The sequence below is a fragment of the Flavobacterium sp. T12S277 genome (assembly GCF_048514875.1).
Lineage (GTDB): Bacteria > Bacteroidota > Bacteroidia > Flavobacteriales > Flavobacteriaceae > Flavobacterium.
This window is the reverse complement of sequence record NZ_JBLYEG010000001.1, coordinates 304,629-318,896: the sequence shown is the minus strand read 5'-3', so window position 1 is coordinate 318,896 and position 14,268 is coordinate 304,629. Positions and strand designations below refer to the sequence as shown.

Genomic DNA, 14,268 nt, shown 5'->3' with positions numbered 1-14,268 from the left:
CTGTTCTATTAACTAACCAAGTATATTAATCCTAAATTTTATAAATAATGAAAAAAGTACTTTATTTTTTGACAGTAGGTTTGATGCTGGGACTTTCGTCTTGTAGCAATGATGAAAACCTTTCAAACAACGAAAACGGCAACGCAGCAGTAAAAAGCTCAGGCTCAACTTCTAAAAGTGCAGTGACCGATCCTTCGATAGGAACAACTTCTACGCTTAACCTGACCAGTTCTTTGTTGACTAGCGGAACATCAACAACAGGAGGGAAGTATTGGCAAAATACCTATGTGGCAAATACCAATTTAACAGTTGACATATTTAAATTTTCACATAGCGGAACATCATCAGGTTACAACTATTGGGATGGTTTTATTGTATCAAATGTAAATGATATTACAAATTATGGTTCAGGAGCAGGTTCTGGTGGATCTAACGGATGGGTTGCCAATCAGTGGGGAACTATGGCTGGAAGTGGTTTTGGTACTTCATCAACCATTGCTGCTGGAACTCCGGGAACAACAGGAGACCCTTATATTGTGGCTTATTGGTCAAGCTACACAGATCCAAAAAATCCACAGGGAACTACTTTTACAGAAGCAGGTTTCTCTAACTGGATTAAAATTGGAAACACAGGATTGTATCAGATAAAAGGACTTAAAATCAACAATCATCCGTGGCCATATTACGGCTGTTTATACGGAGACGGTTTTGCTCAGGCATTTTCTTCAGGAGATCATTTTGAATTGTTGATCTACGGTGTAGATGCGAGCGGAACGATTACCGCTCCAATCACACAATCATTGGCAGATTACACAGGAGGTTCTTTGGTAATGCCAACAGGATGGATCAATGTAAACACTACAGCACTTCAAGGTTTAGGAGATGTAAAATACCTTGTTTTCCAAATGGCTTCAACAGATTCACATCCGGTTTACGGAATGAATACTGCAGCTTATTTCTGTTTGGATAAATTGTCTGTAAAAAGAATTCAATAAGCAAACATATTAGTTATAGAAAAGGAGCCATCAAAAAATGGCTCCTTTTTGTATATGTACGGTAAAGAAAAATCTGCCAGATCCGCAAAATCTGCGAGAAAAAAAATAAAACTTCGATAAACGATCATCGCCTATTTTTTCTTCAAACACCTTCCTCTTGGTTCATCGCCTTCATGAAGCACTATTTCAGAATGCAGGAACTCCGCTGCATCAGCAGAATCTTTTACCTTTTTAGCACTTCGCTTCAACATTTCCGATTCATATTCCGTAAGCACACTTTCCCGTATTCCGCTTTTTCTCCACTGCGACAACGGTCGGCATCCTCTTACGATTCCACGCGCCAAAGAAAGTGCATCCAGTAAGGCCTGATTTGCCCCTTGACCTTTAAAAGGACTCATAGGGTGGGCTGCATCGCCTATTAAAGTCGCTTGCCCGTTTTTAGACAATAATTCGGAATGAAGCAATTCACGATCGTACACGGGATAACCGGAAATTTGAGTGGCCAGAGTTGCCGATAATATTTCAGGAATAGGAGTGTGCCATTGTGTTCTGCGGCATGCTTCTTCTTTCAATGCCTGAGGTCCCTGAGCACTAAGCGCTTTGGCTTCTTCTTCTGACATTGGAAAACTTAGCTGCCACATTACAGCATCAGAAGAGTAAGGCATCATATAAATGCGTTCATTGCCATTGGCAGTTTGAAAAACAGTTGCCGAATCCAGTAAAGAACTGTCAAGGCCTTCAAGAGCTGATAAAGGACAAATTCCCAATATTACAATACATCCCAAATAACGCAAAGGAGTAATCGTATCATCAATCAATAGTTTTCGTACCGAACTTCGAATACCATCGGCTCCAACCACTAAATCAGCTGTAGCGTTTTTTATTTCACCATCTACTTCAAATTTCAAAATGACCTTTTGATCATCAGATTCCTTAAAATCGATTAGTTGATGTCCCCATTGTACCACCTTATGTTCGCCTAATTGCTTTAGTAGTGCTGAGCGTAAATATTGTCGCGCAATGTGCATATTGGTTCGTTTCGGAGCCGTTTTTGTATCGGATGGAATCCATTTTCGGATTCCCCATTCCCCAATTACTTTTCCTTCTGTAGTATGCACCAAATGTCTTGTTGAAATCACTTTTTCTTCCAAAGAAAAAATACCGAAACCTTCGATTGCTTTACTGGCCTGCTGCAAAGTAAGTCCGTAACCTTGTGATCGGGCATCAAAGTTGGTATCGCGTTCGTATAGCGTAAAAGGAATCCCACGGTGCAGGCAGGCGACAGCTAGGGCCACACCACCAATACCGGCACCAATAATGGCAACATGCGGATAGTTTTCGGTATCTACAATTGTAGGATTAACAGAAGGGACCAATCCCGACCCATTACAGTTGGTGCAGCTGTTAAGATGCGCTTTAGGACGAGACGGGGGAGTTCCTGAGTCCGCTGCTTTTTCAAACTCCTCAAGTGCGATCTGATAACGGAGTCGTACTTTTTTACTGAGTCTTTGGCTTTTTTTGCCGCGTCCCAGACATTCCGGACAAATCGTCCAGTTTTCTCCTGTATTTTCTACCGTATTCAATTTCACTTTTTTCACTTGATTTAGATTCTTCATTAGTAGAAGAACTTTGCTATGCGGGTAGCAAAGGCACAAATTTAAGACAAAAGATGGCTAGTGCAAAATGATTGGGCTTTAGATACTAAAAACAGTTTATAAGAGTTATTAAGGATTGTATCAAGCGAGTTGATTTTTATGTAGGGTGTAGTTATTTGTTACCGGGTTATTTTGTTACTTCTAATGCTAATCTAAACCAATCTTAATTCATAAATGATAAAAATTACAATGAAAATCAAAGTTTTAGTCTTGATGCTGTACGTGGTAACATCTTTGTCCTTTGCCCAAAAACCAGCATTTAATATTAAGTATTCCGAACAATTGGCTGTTTTTGTTTTTCTTCAGAATTTATCTGAGAACTATCCGGATAATGTTTTTAAAACGGAATTTCAAAAATCAAAATACAATACCGAAGAGTTTCAGAAATTAACAACAGCGTTTGACCAACTGGCATTAGACTACAGCTACAAATTTGAGGAATTTCCGGAAGGTTCTAAAAAGCCAATGCAATCCATTGATTTTCTGAGAAAAAACTTAATAGAGACACAAAATCTAAAAGACTTTAAAATACGTTCTATTGGAATTGTCACAAATAAAACACTGAACGATCTTACTAGCATCATTGCCGTTTTTACTCCAATTTACAACGAACTGATATACAATCCCAATAAAGAGAAATTCGAAAAACAGCTTATTGAAATCACCAGATATGCTAATGAAAATGACATTGAGAAGTATTTTGAAACAGGTTTGGTTTTCTATAATTCGAGTTGGGACGCTACAATTCCTTTTGAAATTGCATTTTATCCGTTGCCCAATTCCAAAGGCTTTACAGCACAGTCGTTTGATAACAATTTTATCAGTGCCATTCAGACCGATTTAACAGATTATAAAGATCTTTTTAGTGTAATGCTGCATGAAACCTATCATATTATTTACAACGAACAGTCCTTGGAGCTTAAAAAAACCATCGACAAGAGTTTTAAAGAAAGTAAATCAAAAAGCAGCAATTATGCCTATCATTTACTCAATGAGGCGCTGGCAACTTCCTTAGCTAATGGTTATGTATATGAAAAACTGAACGGAAAAGCAGATAGCGGTGATTGGTACAACAAAAAATACATCAATCTTATGGCAAAGGAAATTTACCCCATGCTTAACGAGTACCTTTCTCAAAAGAAAGCGATAGACGGAAATTTTATCGATCGTTATATTGAAATTTATGAAACAAAATTTCCAAACTGGATCGATGAGATGGATAACCTTATGGCTTACAGATATGTTATTTCTGAAAATGAGAAAGATTTTGATATCATCAAACAAAAGTACCGTTACCGTTCCAGATCAGAGGATGAAACCGAAATAAGCATAAATGCACTTGAAAAGATGCAAAAATCAAACCTTACCAAAATGATCATTGTATCGAAAAATAATGCTGAGAATCTAAAGCTAATCAAGAGTGGTTTTAAAGAGCTGAAAAATTGGAAGTTTAATGCCGCTAAAGAATTTAAGTATAAAATTTTATTAGAAGATAAAAGCCAACTGTTCATCATCAATCAAAAAGAATCTGCGTTAAAAGCGCTACTTGATTAGATTCAAAAACATAAAGTCCGCAAAGTTTTCTCTTAAACTTTGCGGACTTTGTATCAACTTTTGCGGTAAAAAAAAGAATTTACTTGTTTACTCTTTTTAGATCCAGATCCTGAAAATCAAAACTGAAATCTATATTAGGGGAGATGCCTTTCATTTTAATCGATTGTGCTTTACCGGTTTCATCTAGTGAAAACATGGCAAAAGCATCACAATTCATTGCCTGATATTCCCATCTTATAGCGAATGTATTGGCATTATAAAAAGCCATAGGACCGTTTAACTTTGGTGAGCGATAGGATCTGAACCATAACTGTTTGTTTTTTTCAAATACTTCGATTTCTCCAAACCAATTGTCAGCGTAAACACCAATAAAATCTTCGTTTTTTACTTTCACGTTTTTTGCCGATTTTACTTTTTCCCAAACATTTTTGGTAACATCATCTCCGGTATTTCTGCCTTGTTTCATCCATTCCACAAATTTATTGGTCCAGTCAAAATCGTCCAGTCCTAAATAACTGTCAGAAATAGTATTACTAACGGCAGTAAAAAGTCCGCCACCGCCATTCTCTGTGTTGGTCAAAATCACGATGCCCAGGTTTAGATCCGGATACATGATCACAACGGATAACATTCCTGGTAAACCTCCTGTATGAGATACTTTTAAATTTCCTTTCACATCAGTTAATCCCCAGCCCAAGCCGTAACCGCTAAAATGCGAATTGTACCTTGGATTACGATCTACCTCTTCAACCGTATGAATACGCCACATTTCGTTGTGATTTTTCTCCGAAAACAATGTTGATTTCAAATCACTTCCATACTGCCCTTTGTTTAGGCACAAAGTCATCCATTTTGCCATATCGGCTGCGTTTGAAATGATTCCTCCCGCAGCACCGTTTATCTGTACTCCAAATCCATCAATTCGTTTTATAGTTCCGGATTCTGATGAATGTGATACCGCCAGATTGCTTTTATCTTTTATCCTGTCGCTTTGTGCAAAAGAATTGCTCATTTGCAAAGGATCAATAATTCGTGTTTGTATAAAATCTTCATAAGTCATACCACTTACTTTGGCAATTAATTCGCCTGTTACTAAATACAGTAAATTGTCATAATCAAACTTAGTTCGAAAAGCAGATACCGGTTTAAAATGCTGAAAACCTGAGAGAACATCATTTATTGTAAAATTGGAACCGTCGGGAAAAAACATCAAATCACCTACGCCTAATCCAAGTCCGCTGCGATGCGTTAGTAAATCCTGTATGTTAAAATTTTCCGTAACATAATCGTTATACATTTTAAACTTTGGAAGATGGTCTTTCACTTTATCCGTCCATTTCAATTTGCCTTCGTCCTCTAGTATAGACAATGCTGCAGTTGTGAAAGCTTTACTGTTGGAGGCTATCTGAAAATTGGTGCTTTCATTTACGGCTTTTTTTGTTTCGATAGAGGCAACACCATATCCTTTTTGATGAATTACTTTCCCGTCTTTAACAACCGCAATTGAGGCGCCTGCTACTTTAAATTTCTCTAAAGCATCCTGCATTAAAAGATCGATTTTTTCAGATGTAATTTGTGAATAGAGAGGGGGAGAAGCGTAACAAATAAAGAGCATTAATGTAAACAGACGGGTTACTTTTTTCATAATTTTTTTTTAAGGTTAGGGTATTTTTTGATTGTTAGTTGGAAATGTTAAAAATTAACTTCCCTGTCGACGAATATAGGAATTATCTTTGTAATTAATGCAGTATTTAGTGGGCTAAACAATGCTTTAGCCACATCTTTTATAAGTTTCTTTAATTTTTAGAAGATTGGTTTTTCAAAGAGTTGTGCAATGGACATTTCTCATGAAACTGAACTGCATGTTTATAACACCTACATGTCTGTCAAAATAGTTTTTTAAGCTATTTCAGCCAAGAGGCAATTGGATATTTCGATCGAATATCATTACTAAGAAAAATTTTCAGCATAAAAAATCTACGAGATCTGCGAGATCTGCTTGAAAAAAACACATAGAAACATAGTTTTTCTATGTGCTGAGAAGGACAAATAAAAGGAACATATTCCTTCCGCATAGCTAAGAACTATTTCAGCATAAAAAGTCTGCTAAATCTGCGTGAGAAAAAAAAATAGGTTTATTTGTGCTGAGAAGGCTAATACATCCTATGACGGCTCCCAAAGCTCAATTTTATTGCCTTCGGTATCCATAATGTGTACAAACTTTCCATAATCGTAGGTAGCAATGTCATCAAGTACAGTTACTCCGTTTTCTTTAAGTTGAGCGACAAGAGCTTCGATATGCTGCACTCGATAATTAATCATAAACTCTTTTTTGGATGGCAAAAAATAAGCGTCATCTTTTTTAAACGGGCTCCATTGAAGCGATTCTACAACCTCGGGCGCATCTATTTTTCGGGATTCAAAAGTAGATCCCCAATCGTTGACTTCGAGCCCTAAGTTTTTGGCATACCATTCTCTGGTTTCCTTCGGATTTTCTGAAAAAAAGAATATACCTCCAACTCCGGTTACTTTCGGAGTTTGATCTACAGAGGAGTGGTCGGTTTGTTTTTTTTGGTCTTCCATAAGATTTGTTTTTAATACTAAGATAAAACTAATTTCTTTTGATAAAGTCAAAATTTAGTCCCTTTCTCGAGTATCCCTTCTGTCAAAATGATAGAAAATGGATAGCAGAGACTAGTCAACGGATTTAATAAATCTAACACTATCATTCCTAATTGAATTCCAATCCCAAAGTTGTATTTGATCTAACAGAAAATCTTTTGTAAAAAAGGCATCCGCTTCCTCAAACCCAATCCAATCGTAGCCGTCGTGCTCCTCTGATATTTTAATTTGATTTGTAAGGAGCTCACTATAGTAAATAATCCCTGTAATCTGACAATCATCGGTAGGCCTATAATTCCAGGTGTCGATTACCTTAACTGGTCTGATCTCGAGATTTAATTCTTCTTTAATTTCTCTTTTCAATGTTTCCTCGGCAGTCTCTCCAAATTCCATTCTGCCACCAGGTAAATCCCATATTTTAATTCCCTCTACAAGGTTGTAAACAGCTAAAAAAGTATCGTTTTTTATAATCAAAGCCTTCACTGAAAAGAACATTTCTTTCTTCATATCAATTTATTTTTAACAACATCAGTAGTTGCTTTTCCAAAGAGATCAGTCTTTTAATCCCTTTCCTTCAAGAATCTGATCGATTACTTTTTCAACTCTTGAAGCTCTGGTTGTGGAGTTTTTAGGAGCAGAAAAATACAGTAAATAAGCACGTTGACGACCCGGACTTAAAGCTTTAAAAGCAATTTCTAAAGCCTTGTTTTCGTCTAACTTCTCTTGAAATTCTTCGGCCATCTTAAACTCGTCAGTTTTCTTTAGTTTAACTTTTAAACCTGCTTTTTCTACTTCAATAGCCTGATAAATATAGGTTTTTAAGATTGATTTTTGAGTAACAATCTCTTCAAGACTCGTAAAGCGAATTTGTCGCGCTGCCTGTACATTTTCACTTTGATGGACTAGAATCTGATCGGTATCCTTGAGCAAAGCTCCCTTAAAAAACAGAAACGCGAAATACTCTTTAAAAGAATGGATTAGAACAATATTGCTGTTGTGAAGCGTGTAGCAGGCGGTACCCCATTTTAATTCTTCGGTCAACTGGCAATCCAAAGCGATTTTTCGCAATTCTTGCAGCTCTGCTTGCCATTTCTCGGCATTCTCAAAATAAAAATCAACTTTTGGATTCATAAGCACAGTTGTTAAAATTCATTAAACGTTTAAAGCCCCTCTAAAACCTCTTGCGGCATAATAAGACTCTGCGCCATTGTGATACACAAATACGGTATTGTAACGAAAATCAGAGAATAGCGCGCCTCCCAGTTTGCGAATTTCAGCAGGTGTAGCAATCCAGCTTGAGGTTTTAGCATCAAACTTACCGAGTTTTTGAAGCTGTTTGTATTGTGCTTCATTCAAAAGCTCAATTCCCATCTCTTCGGCCATGTTTACAGCGCTTCCGGCTGGTTTGTGTTCTTTTCTTTTTTCTAAGGCTTCATGGTCAAAACACAAACTTCTTCGGCCTTTTGGGCTTTCGGCTGAACAATCGAAGAAAATATACTCGTTTGTTTTTGAATCAAACCCCACAACATCCGGTTCTCCTTCTGTTCTTTCCATCTCATCAAGGGACCAGAGTTTTTCCGGGTTTGCTTCCAGTTTTTTCTGAACGTTGTCCCAATCTAAGCCTTTGTGTCGGTTCATGTTGTTTTCAAAACGAATTCTTAATACTTTCAATAACTCCTCGCTTTGTTCTGCTGACAGTTTGTTTTTCATTTCTTTATATTTTAGGGGATAAATATTTTAATAAATGTTTTTTTTCGGTGCTTACCAAGACTTAAAAAATTACGCGCTCACTAAAGCTGTTTTTCTTTCTGTAGGTCTGTAGTACCAGGATACAATCGTAAGTACGATAAGCAATACCGGGCCGAATAATTCTTTTGGATGATCTCCAACAGCAAAATGAGAAAAAACAGCTCCACTCATGGCAAAAAAGAACCCGGCATAAGCCCATTCTTTCAGTAAAGGGAATCTAGGAATCAAAATGGCGATAGTGCCCAATAACTTCCAAACTCCAAGCAGCGTTAAAAAATACAGCGGATAACCCAAACGTTCTATCATACTGGCTTCTTCTTTTATTTGTAACAATTGTACAACTCCTGTTGATACCATTCCTAATGCCAACCATACTGTGGCAACCCAATAAATAATTTTGTCTCTTTTTTTCATGATTTTTAGTTTAAGTTAGTTTAGTTTATTAGCAATTTCCTGTAATCTGTTGTGCGCCATATTGATTCCCTGGGCAAAAGGCAGTTTTAACATCTGATCTCTGAGTGCAGCAGATTTATAAATGATATGCATTCTTAAGAGGCTGGTTTCAGGGGTTACGGCTTCAAATTCAAGAAACTCAAGCTGCGGCGGAAAAGGGGAGCCCTCCATTTCAAAGGTTCGTGTGATTTTCTGCTCGGGAAAAAATTCGTGAATCACTCCGTTGGCTTTAAAAACAACATTTCCTTTGTTATCGGAAGTTTCAAACTGCCAGCTGCCGTATTTTTTATTCTCAAGCTTCAGTACTTTAGTTCCCATCCATTGTTCGACAATCTCGGGTTCTACATAAGCCATAAACAATAATTTCAGCGGAAGATCAAATTCCCTTGTAATCACCAGATCCTGTTGGCCGTCCTCGGCACTAATTTTTGTTTTTCGTTCCATAAATAAGGTTATTCTTTTGGTTTATAGTTTTTCATGATGGTTTCCAGTTTGTTAAAGCGATCGTCCCACATCTGGCGGAAAGGTTCTATAAAATCGGCTACTTCTTTCATTTTTTTGGCATTGGTGAGGTAATGGATTTCTCTTCCGTTCTGTGTTTGCTCTAATAATTCACATTCGGTCAGTATTTGAATGTGTTTGGAGATCGTTTGTCTTGAAGAATCAAAATTTGCAGCAATAACACCCGGTGTCATTGACTGAATCGCCACTAAGCTTAAGATTGCCCTGCGGGTAGGGTCGGCAATTGCCTGAAATACATCTCTTCGAATTTCCATTGTGCAGTTATTTGACTGCTAATATAATGCAGTTATTTGACTGCACAAAATTTTTAGCGATATTTTTTTTAACTATTTTTTGTGCAATCAAAAGATTATCAATGATTTCAGGCTCTCCGAACGGAAAATTTGTAAGGAAGAAATGGTGTTGATGGTGCTAACGGCTTGCAATTTTTAGTTCGGTTCTGGCCAGAAAAAGTATAATCGCAATTTCTGCCAGAAAATAAAATACCGCTAAAGAGGTGATATGGGTATACAGATATAGTAACAGACCTGCCGTGAAACCACAATATAACAGGTTGGCAAAGGCAATAATTTTAAGACAGCCGCGCCAGTTTTCTTTTGCAAGCCAATAACTCGCAAACGAAGAAGCCATAAGCAGGCAGGCTAAGGCAGCAAGAAGATAGAGTGTTTTTTGGGGAACCCCAAAGTAGATTTCCAATTCAACCAATACGACGCCCAATAAAAGGGTAGAGAATAAGGCTCCTAAACCGTCGATTAGAAATATTTTTTTCGAATTTAAAGACATAGGTTCAATTGAGGTTTAATGATTTGGGTGCATTAAAGTTAGGCTTAAAGTGCTAATTCGCAAAATCTAAGCAAAATAAAAACCACTCTTTGCGGTTAAAAAAGAGTGGTTTGATTGTTTTAAAGTGTAAAACATTATATTTTTTTGAGGGTAATTTTCATTTCTTTACTATCCAGAGTCAGTTGATCTTCTGTAATAGTACTTTCGCAAGGATAAGGAGTGCCGGTTTCATCTTTAATTACTAAATTTTTTCCACCTTTTGTCAGCGCATAAGTACCATCGTTGATTTCTTGAGTCAGAAATCCGGTCACGTGCCCATCCTCCGTAAAAGTTAGTGTGCCCTGAGTTAGAATTACATTTTTCAGAGAATCTGAAAGCGGCTCTTTAGGCTCTACAGCAGTAATTTTCCAGGAGTTCACTAATCTATTTCGACCTTTGTGACAAGAAACCATTAGCACTGTCAGTAATGCAATTCCGAAGATAAGTAATTTAGATTTTTTCATGATTTTGTGATTAGATGTTAAACTACAGAAAATTACAAAATTTATTTTAATTAAAAATCTAAAAATCAAATATTTATAAAAATTGAGATGTCAAGCACCCGACTGTACGCTAAAAGCCGATAAACAGTACAATTATAGGAAAGTGTCAGTGTATGAATGACTTATGATTTTGACGAGTTTTTGGTAACTAGTTTAGTGTCAAAGCTCCCAGAATTTCTTCATACATAAATGGGCCGCCAGGGTATTTGGCAGTATAATCCAGATTCATCCAAACCTGACCACGCTCGTCCATATGGTAATGAATTTTCTTACCGTAACTCTCTTTAACAAAAAGTACGTTTTTAATCAGGTAGTTGACTTTTTCTAAGTCGATGGCCGAACCAATAAGGATCTCAGGGTAAATGTGTCCTTTGGTATGAATTAATCTCGGAGTTCCGCCAATAGAGCGAATGGCTGCTGCCATCAAAATGGAATGATCGTCGCAATCGCCCGAGAAATACTCTAAGGATTCACTGGCTGTTGCAATATAATCACCTTCTTTAGGATCGTTGACATAGTTCCAACGGCTGTTGATTTCCTTAAACACAGCAAAACACTGAATAATAGTTCTGTAGTCGGAATATCCTTTTAAGCCTTTGAAATGTTTGGTAGTAGCCATTATGGCAAAGTTTCGAACCTTTGGATTCTGATACTCAATCGCATTGATGATTTTTGACTTATTGGGAAAAGGCAACAGCTTAGCCACGATAATATCCTGCGGAAACGGATTATCAGACATGGTATAAACCATTGAATTGTAATCTTCGGATATTTCACTAAAACCGTAATTTCCAATAACACTTCCGTAGAACAAAACCAATAAATACACCGCGATACAAAGGATGATGATCGTTCTGAGTAACATTAAAAGAAAGAAAACAGCAGCAAAAACAAACAAAAAGATAAAAACACGATCCAGATTGAATTTCCATTCTAAATCGATCAGGTTTTGATGTAATATGATAAAGATCGGAATCGTTATTAAAAGACTCAACAGCATAATAATAATCCTATCCCAAGGTGATTTCACCTGTAATTTGGATTTTAATTGCGGAAAGTCAATTTTAGGAAAATTTATCATAAGAATCAAAAGCAGTTTTTACAGCGCTTTTACGGTTTCAACAAAAGTACTTTTTTTATCAATAATTCCGAGATCAAATAACTGATTTTGAATTTTATCAAAAGCTTTCTCTGTCAGTTGCTTCTGAGACCATTGTGTTAGTTTTAACCATTCCTGAATGTCTTCGGGTTTTTGATTGAAAAGTTCCGACAAGGTTTTGTCAATATTTGGAATCTCAGCAAAATCCTGAGTCGTTCTATTGATGATCTCCAGTATTTTTTCGACAATTTTCGGATTCTTTTTCAAAAATTCGTCTCTAACCGTTATCACAAAAGAAGGCCATGGAGTAGGGCAGTCGCCAACTCTTCTGAAAATGCCCTTATCAACCAGTGGTTTGGTCATAAAACGTTCCCACATAAAATAATCGGCAGTTTCGTTGGTCAAAGCTTCAACAGCTCCGTCAATGGTATTGATAATTTCAAACTGTAAATCATTGGTTTTCCAGCCTTGTTCGTGTGCATTCACATACGCCATCAGCTGCGACCCGGAACCTAGTCTCGAAATGGCTGCTTTTTTGCCTTTAAGGTCCTTCACCGTTTCAAAGTTTGACTTTGCAGCGACGTGAATTCCCCAAATCAAAGGAGATTGTACGTATATCTGAACTATTTTGCTGGGGTTTCCTGCGATAATGTCTTTTATGATTCCTTCGGTTAAAATAACAGCAATGTCAGCTTCATCATTTCGCAGCATCTGACACATTTTGCCGGTACCTTCCGGAATATCTTTCCATTGCAAATCTATGTTTTCGGCTTCAAATTCACCACTTTCAATGCAAAGTTGCCATGGTAAATTGAAGTGTTCAGGAACACCTACAATTTTTACAGTTTTCATTCTGGTATAAGTTTAAGTTGGTTAAGCGTATTCTAAGTTTATTCGGGGAATTAATTTTTTAATAAATCTGTTCTGTGTTTATCAGAGAGACAAGGCTCGGCAAATTCAATTATGGCATTCGATTCATATTCCGATAATACATTTTTTACAAGCGAATAATCGGTGCTTTTTGCGATTTCAACAGCCAGAAAGGTATCGTTTAATCCTTCTGACAGACAGTTTATCGCTTTTAATTTTTCACGTATGATTTCTTTGTCAAACCCTTTTTCTAAAATCAGAACCTGAACGATTGAGTTTCCTGAATGCTCTATGGTTTCTTTGTGAATAAAACACTTTTCATTTTCATCATATTCTGCCCGAAAAGTATCATCCGTTGCAATTAGAGGCCCAAAAAAGGGAATATTATCCAGTTTGAAATACCCTTTCTCTAAATCTATAATTTCAGCCCACATGGTTTCTGAAACTATTTCTTCGAGATAAGTGCTGTAGTATTTAAACAGGATTTTTTTATGCGTTTCTGCCATGGTTTAATTTTGTAATTGTTTTGTATCAAGCTAGTTAATTTCGCTGATTACTGCTTTTAAGGGCGATAATACAATGCGATAACCGTCAGGATCTAAGAACATTTTTCCATTCTCATTCCAAAAAGGATTGGTTGCAGTTAAGATTGAGATGTTGTTGCGTTCTACTCTGTCTACCAGCTCGTTGTAATCTATAATTGATTTTGGATAAAGTACAATAACATCATCCTCATCAAACGTATGATTTGCTTTTGTTTTTGATTGTGTAAATTCAAAATGCCAGTCCAATCCGAGCATTCCAAGAAAAACACCACCGTAATTTTTATGATTCTGAAAGCTGCCCAAAAGTTCAAAACCAAGGACATTGACATAAAAATCAACCATTTTTTCAATATTATCGGTATGTCGGGCAACTCTTAAAAACATAAGCTAGGATCTTATCTGGTGAATATGATGTTCTAAATGTTCTACATAATCGGTCATTAAAAATTTTAAATCAATCTCAGACCCATCACTTAAAATGATTGCATAGGCTAAAGCCTTTTCATCAACCGATTTCATGATTCTTACGATTTGTCGGTTGATAGAAAGCCAAAGTTGTGTCAGATCATAAATGTCCATGGTCTGATACTGATTTAAATTTACCAAATCCATTTGGTTATAAGGTCTGTGATGGTAAGGTTTTTCCAAATAATTAATTTCTGTAAACCGAATCAGATTATGAATTCCTGAATCAACCAAATGCCCAATAACTTCTTTCTTAGACCATTTTCCCGGGATTTTCGCCTCTAAAATTTCACTTGCCAAAGAAGGGAAATAAGCAGCATTTTCATTCAGTAATCGTTCAAATTTAAGAATAGCGTTTTGCATTATTTAATAAAATATGTTATTCAATTTTTTTAATAAAAATTATGATAAATA

The 14,268-nt window shown here is 36.6% G+C and carries 18 protein-coding genes; 2 read left to right on the top strand and 16 right to left on the bottom strand.

All coding sequences use genetic code 11. From position 1 onward, the window contains the following. The first annotated feature begins 47 nt into the window (after positions 1-47). The gene (locus ACN1CN_RS01280; protein ID WP_419134361.1) at positions 48-995 is read left to right on the top strand and encodes a DUF4465 domain-containing protein; all 948 of its coding nucleotides are present in this window, start codon (positions 48-50) and stop codon (positions 993-995) included. Between the two features lie 131 nt (positions 996-1,126). On the opposite strand, the gene ACN1CN_RS01275 is transcribed toward ACN1CN_RS01280, so the two are convergent. Continuing rightward, positions 1,127-2,611 carry an FAD-dependent oxidoreductase gene (locus ACN1CN_RS01275; RefSeq protein WP_419134360.1) on the bottom strand — a complete coding sequence of 495 codons (1,485 nt, stop codon included), beginning with the start codon at positions 2,609-2,611 and terminating at the stop codon, positions 1,127-1,129. Between the two features lie 228 nt (positions 2,612-2,839). Here ACN1CN_RS01275 and ACN1CN_RS01270 point away from each other — a divergent pair, with 228 nt between their 5' ends. After that, entirely contained in the window at positions 2,840-4,204 is a 1,365-nt protein-coding gene (locus tag ACN1CN_RS01270; protein ID WP_419134359.1) for a hypothetical protein, read from the top strand. Positions 4,205-4,283: 79 nt separating this feature from the next. On the opposite strand, the gene ACN1CN_RS01265 is transcribed toward ACN1CN_RS01270, so the two are convergent. From ACN1CN_RS01265 to ACN1CN_RS01195, 15 genes are all read right to left on the bottom strand, one after another. Beyond that, on the bottom strand, positions 4,284-5,849 hold the full coding sequence (locus ACN1CN_RS01265) for a serine hydrolase (protein ID WP_419134358.1): 1,566 nt from the start codon (positions 5,847-5,849) through the stop codon (positions 4,284-4,286). Between the two features lie 518 nt (positions 5,850-6,367). Next, positions 6,368-6,787 (bottom strand): VOC family protein, encoded by a 420-nt coding sequence (locus ACN1CN_RS01260; RefSeq protein WP_419134357.1) that lies wholly within the window; start codon positions 6,785-6,787, stop codon positions 6,368-6,370. A gap of 111 nt (positions 6,788-6,898) precedes the next feature. Then, complete coding sequence (locus ACN1CN_RS01255) at positions 6,899-7,333, bottom strand: NUDIX hydrolase (protein ID WP_419134356.1); 435 nt, start codon at positions 7,331-7,333, stop codon at positions 6,899-6,901. A gap of 45 nt (positions 7,334-7,378) precedes the next feature. Continuing rightward, positions 7,379-7,957, bottom strand: coding sequence for a YdeI/OmpD-associated family protein (locus tag ACN1CN_RS01250; protein ID WP_419134355.1), 579 nt, complete (start codon positions 7,955-7,957; stop codon positions 7,379-7,381). A gap of 21 nt (positions 7,958-7,978) precedes the next feature. Next, entirely contained in the window at positions 7,979-8,536 is a 558-nt protein-coding gene (locus ACN1CN_RS01245) for a DUF4256 domain-containing protein (RefSeq protein WP_419134354.1), read from the bottom strand. 69 nt (positions 8,537-8,605) lie between these two features. Further along, complete coding sequence (locus tag ACN1CN_RS01240) at positions 8,606-8,989, bottom strand: DoxX family protein (RefSeq protein ID WP_419134353.1); 384 nt, start codon at positions 8,987-8,989, stop codon at positions 8,606-8,608. A gap of 15 nt (positions 8,990-9,004) precedes the next feature. Continuing rightward, positions 9,005-9,472, bottom strand: a complete 468-nt coding sequence (locus ACN1CN_RS01235; RefSeq protein ID WP_419134351.1) for an SRPBCC family protein — start codon at positions 9,470-9,472, stop codon at positions 9,005-9,007. An 8-nt stretch (positions 9,473-9,480) separates the two neighbouring features. Continuing rightward, complete coding sequence (locus ACN1CN_RS01230; protein ID WP_264523894.1) at positions 9,481-9,804, bottom strand: ArsR/SmtB family transcription factor; 324 nt, start codon at positions 9,802-9,804, stop codon at positions 9,481-9,483. A gap of 157 nt (positions 9,805-9,961) precedes the next feature. Continuing rightward, positions 9,962-10,333 (bottom strand): hypothetical protein, encoded by a 372-nt coding sequence (locus ACN1CN_RS01225; RefSeq protein WP_264523895.1) that lies wholly within the window; start codon positions 10,331-10,333, stop codon positions 9,962-9,964. A 134-nt stretch (positions 10,334-10,467) separates the two neighbouring features. Continuing rightward, on the bottom strand, positions 10,468-10,836 hold the full coding sequence (locus ACN1CN_RS01220; RefSeq protein WP_264523896.1) for a hypothetical protein: 369 nt from the start codon (positions 10,834-10,836) through the stop codon (positions 10,468-10,470). 187 nt (positions 10,837-11,023) lie between these two features. Then, complete coding sequence (locus ACN1CN_RS01215) at positions 11,024-11,956, bottom strand: transglutaminase (protein WP_264523897.1); 933 nt, start codon at positions 11,954-11,956, stop codon at positions 11,024-11,026. 18 nt (positions 11,957-11,974) lie between these two features. Then, entirely contained in the window at positions 11,975-12,826 is an 852-nt protein-coding gene (locus ACN1CN_RS01210) for a substrate-binding domain-containing protein (protein WP_291287375.1), read from the bottom strand. Between the two features lie 50 nt (positions 12,827-12,876). Beyond that, on the bottom strand, positions 12,877-13,350 hold the full coding sequence (locus ACN1CN_RS01205; RefSeq protein WP_419134349.1) for a DUF4265 domain-containing protein: 474 nt from the start codon (positions 13,348-13,350) through the stop codon (positions 12,877-12,879). Positions 13,351-13,380: 30 nt separating this feature from the next. Next, positions 13,381-13,773, bottom strand: coding sequence for a VOC family protein (locus tag ACN1CN_RS01200; protein ID WP_419134348.1), 393 nt, complete (start codon positions 13,771-13,773; stop codon positions 13,381-13,383). A 3-nt stretch (positions 13,774-13,776) separates the two neighbouring features. Further along, complete coding sequence (locus ACN1CN_RS01195; protein WP_419134346.1) at positions 13,777-14,217, bottom strand: DinB family protein; 441 nt, start codon at positions 14,215-14,217, stop codon at positions 13,777-13,779. Positions 14,218-14,268 lie beyond the last annotated feature (51 nt).

Coding starts and splice junctions, on each gene's coding strand:
- ACN1CN_RS01280 (WP_419134361.1), top strand. CDS start 48: ATGAAAAAAGTACTTTATTTTTTGACAGTAGGTTTGATGCTGGGACTT.
- ACN1CN_RS01275 (WP_419134360.1), bottom strand. CDS start 2,611: ATGAAGAATCTAAATCAAGTGAAAAAAGTGAAATTGAATACGGTAGAA.
- ACN1CN_RS01270 (WP_419134359.1), top strand. CDS start 2,840: ATGAAAATCAAAGTTTTAGTCTTGATGCTGTACGTGGTAACATCTTTG.
- ACN1CN_RS01265 (WP_419134358.1), bottom strand. CDS start 5,849: ATGAAAAAAGTAACCCGTCTGTTTACATTAATGCTCTTTATTTGTTAC.
- ACN1CN_RS01260 (WP_419134357.1), bottom strand. CDS start 6,787: ATGGAAGACCAAAAAAAACAAACCGACCACTCCTCTGTAGATCAAACT.
- ACN1CN_RS01255 (WP_419134356.1), bottom strand. CDS start 7,333: ATGAAGAAAGAAATGTTCTTTTCAGTGAAGGCTTTGATTATAAAAAAC.
- ACN1CN_RS01250 (WP_419134355.1), bottom strand. CDS start 7,957: ATGAATCCAAAAGTTGATTTTTATTTTGAGAATGCCGAGAAATGGCAA.
- ACN1CN_RS01245 (WP_419134354.1), bottom strand. CDS start 8,536: ATGAAAAACAAACTGTCAGCAGAACAAAGCGAGGAGTTATTGAAAGTA.
- ACN1CN_RS01240 (WP_419134353.1), bottom strand. CDS start 8,989: ATGAAAAAAAGAGACAAAATTATTTATTGGGTTGCCACAGTATGGTTG.
- ACN1CN_RS01235 (WP_419134351.1), bottom strand. CDS start 9,472: ATGGAACGAAAAACAAAAATTAGTGCCGAGGACGGCCAACAGGATCTG.
- ACN1CN_RS01230 (WP_264523894.1), bottom strand. CDS start 9,804: ATGGAAATTCGAAGAGATGTATTTCAGGCAATTGCCGACCCTACCCGC.
- ACN1CN_RS01225 (WP_264523895.1), bottom strand. CDS start 10,333: ATGTCTTTAAATTCGAAAAAAATATTTCTAATCGACGGTTTAGGAGCC.
- ACN1CN_RS01220 (WP_264523896.1), bottom strand. CDS start 10,836: ATGAAAAAATCTAAATTACTTATCTTCGGAATTGCATTACTGACAGTG.
- ACN1CN_RS01215 (WP_264523897.1), bottom strand. CDS start 11,956: ATGATAAATTTTCCTAAAATTGACTTTCCGCAATTAAAATCCAAATTA.
- ACN1CN_RS01210 (WP_291287375.1), bottom strand. CDS start 12,826: ATGAAAACTGTAAAAATTGTAGGTGTTCCTGAACACTTCAATTTACCA.
- ACN1CN_RS01205 (WP_419134349.1), bottom strand. CDS start 13,350: ATGGCAGAAACGCATAAAAAAATCCTGTTTAAATACTACAGCACTTAT.
- ACN1CN_RS01200 (WP_419134348.1), bottom strand. CDS start 13,773: ATGTTTTTAAGAGTTGCCCGACATACCGATAATATTGAAAAAATGGTT.
- ACN1CN_RS01195 (WP_419134346.1), bottom strand. CDS start 14,217: ATGCAAAACGCTATTCTTAAATTTGAACGATTACTGAATGAAAATGCT.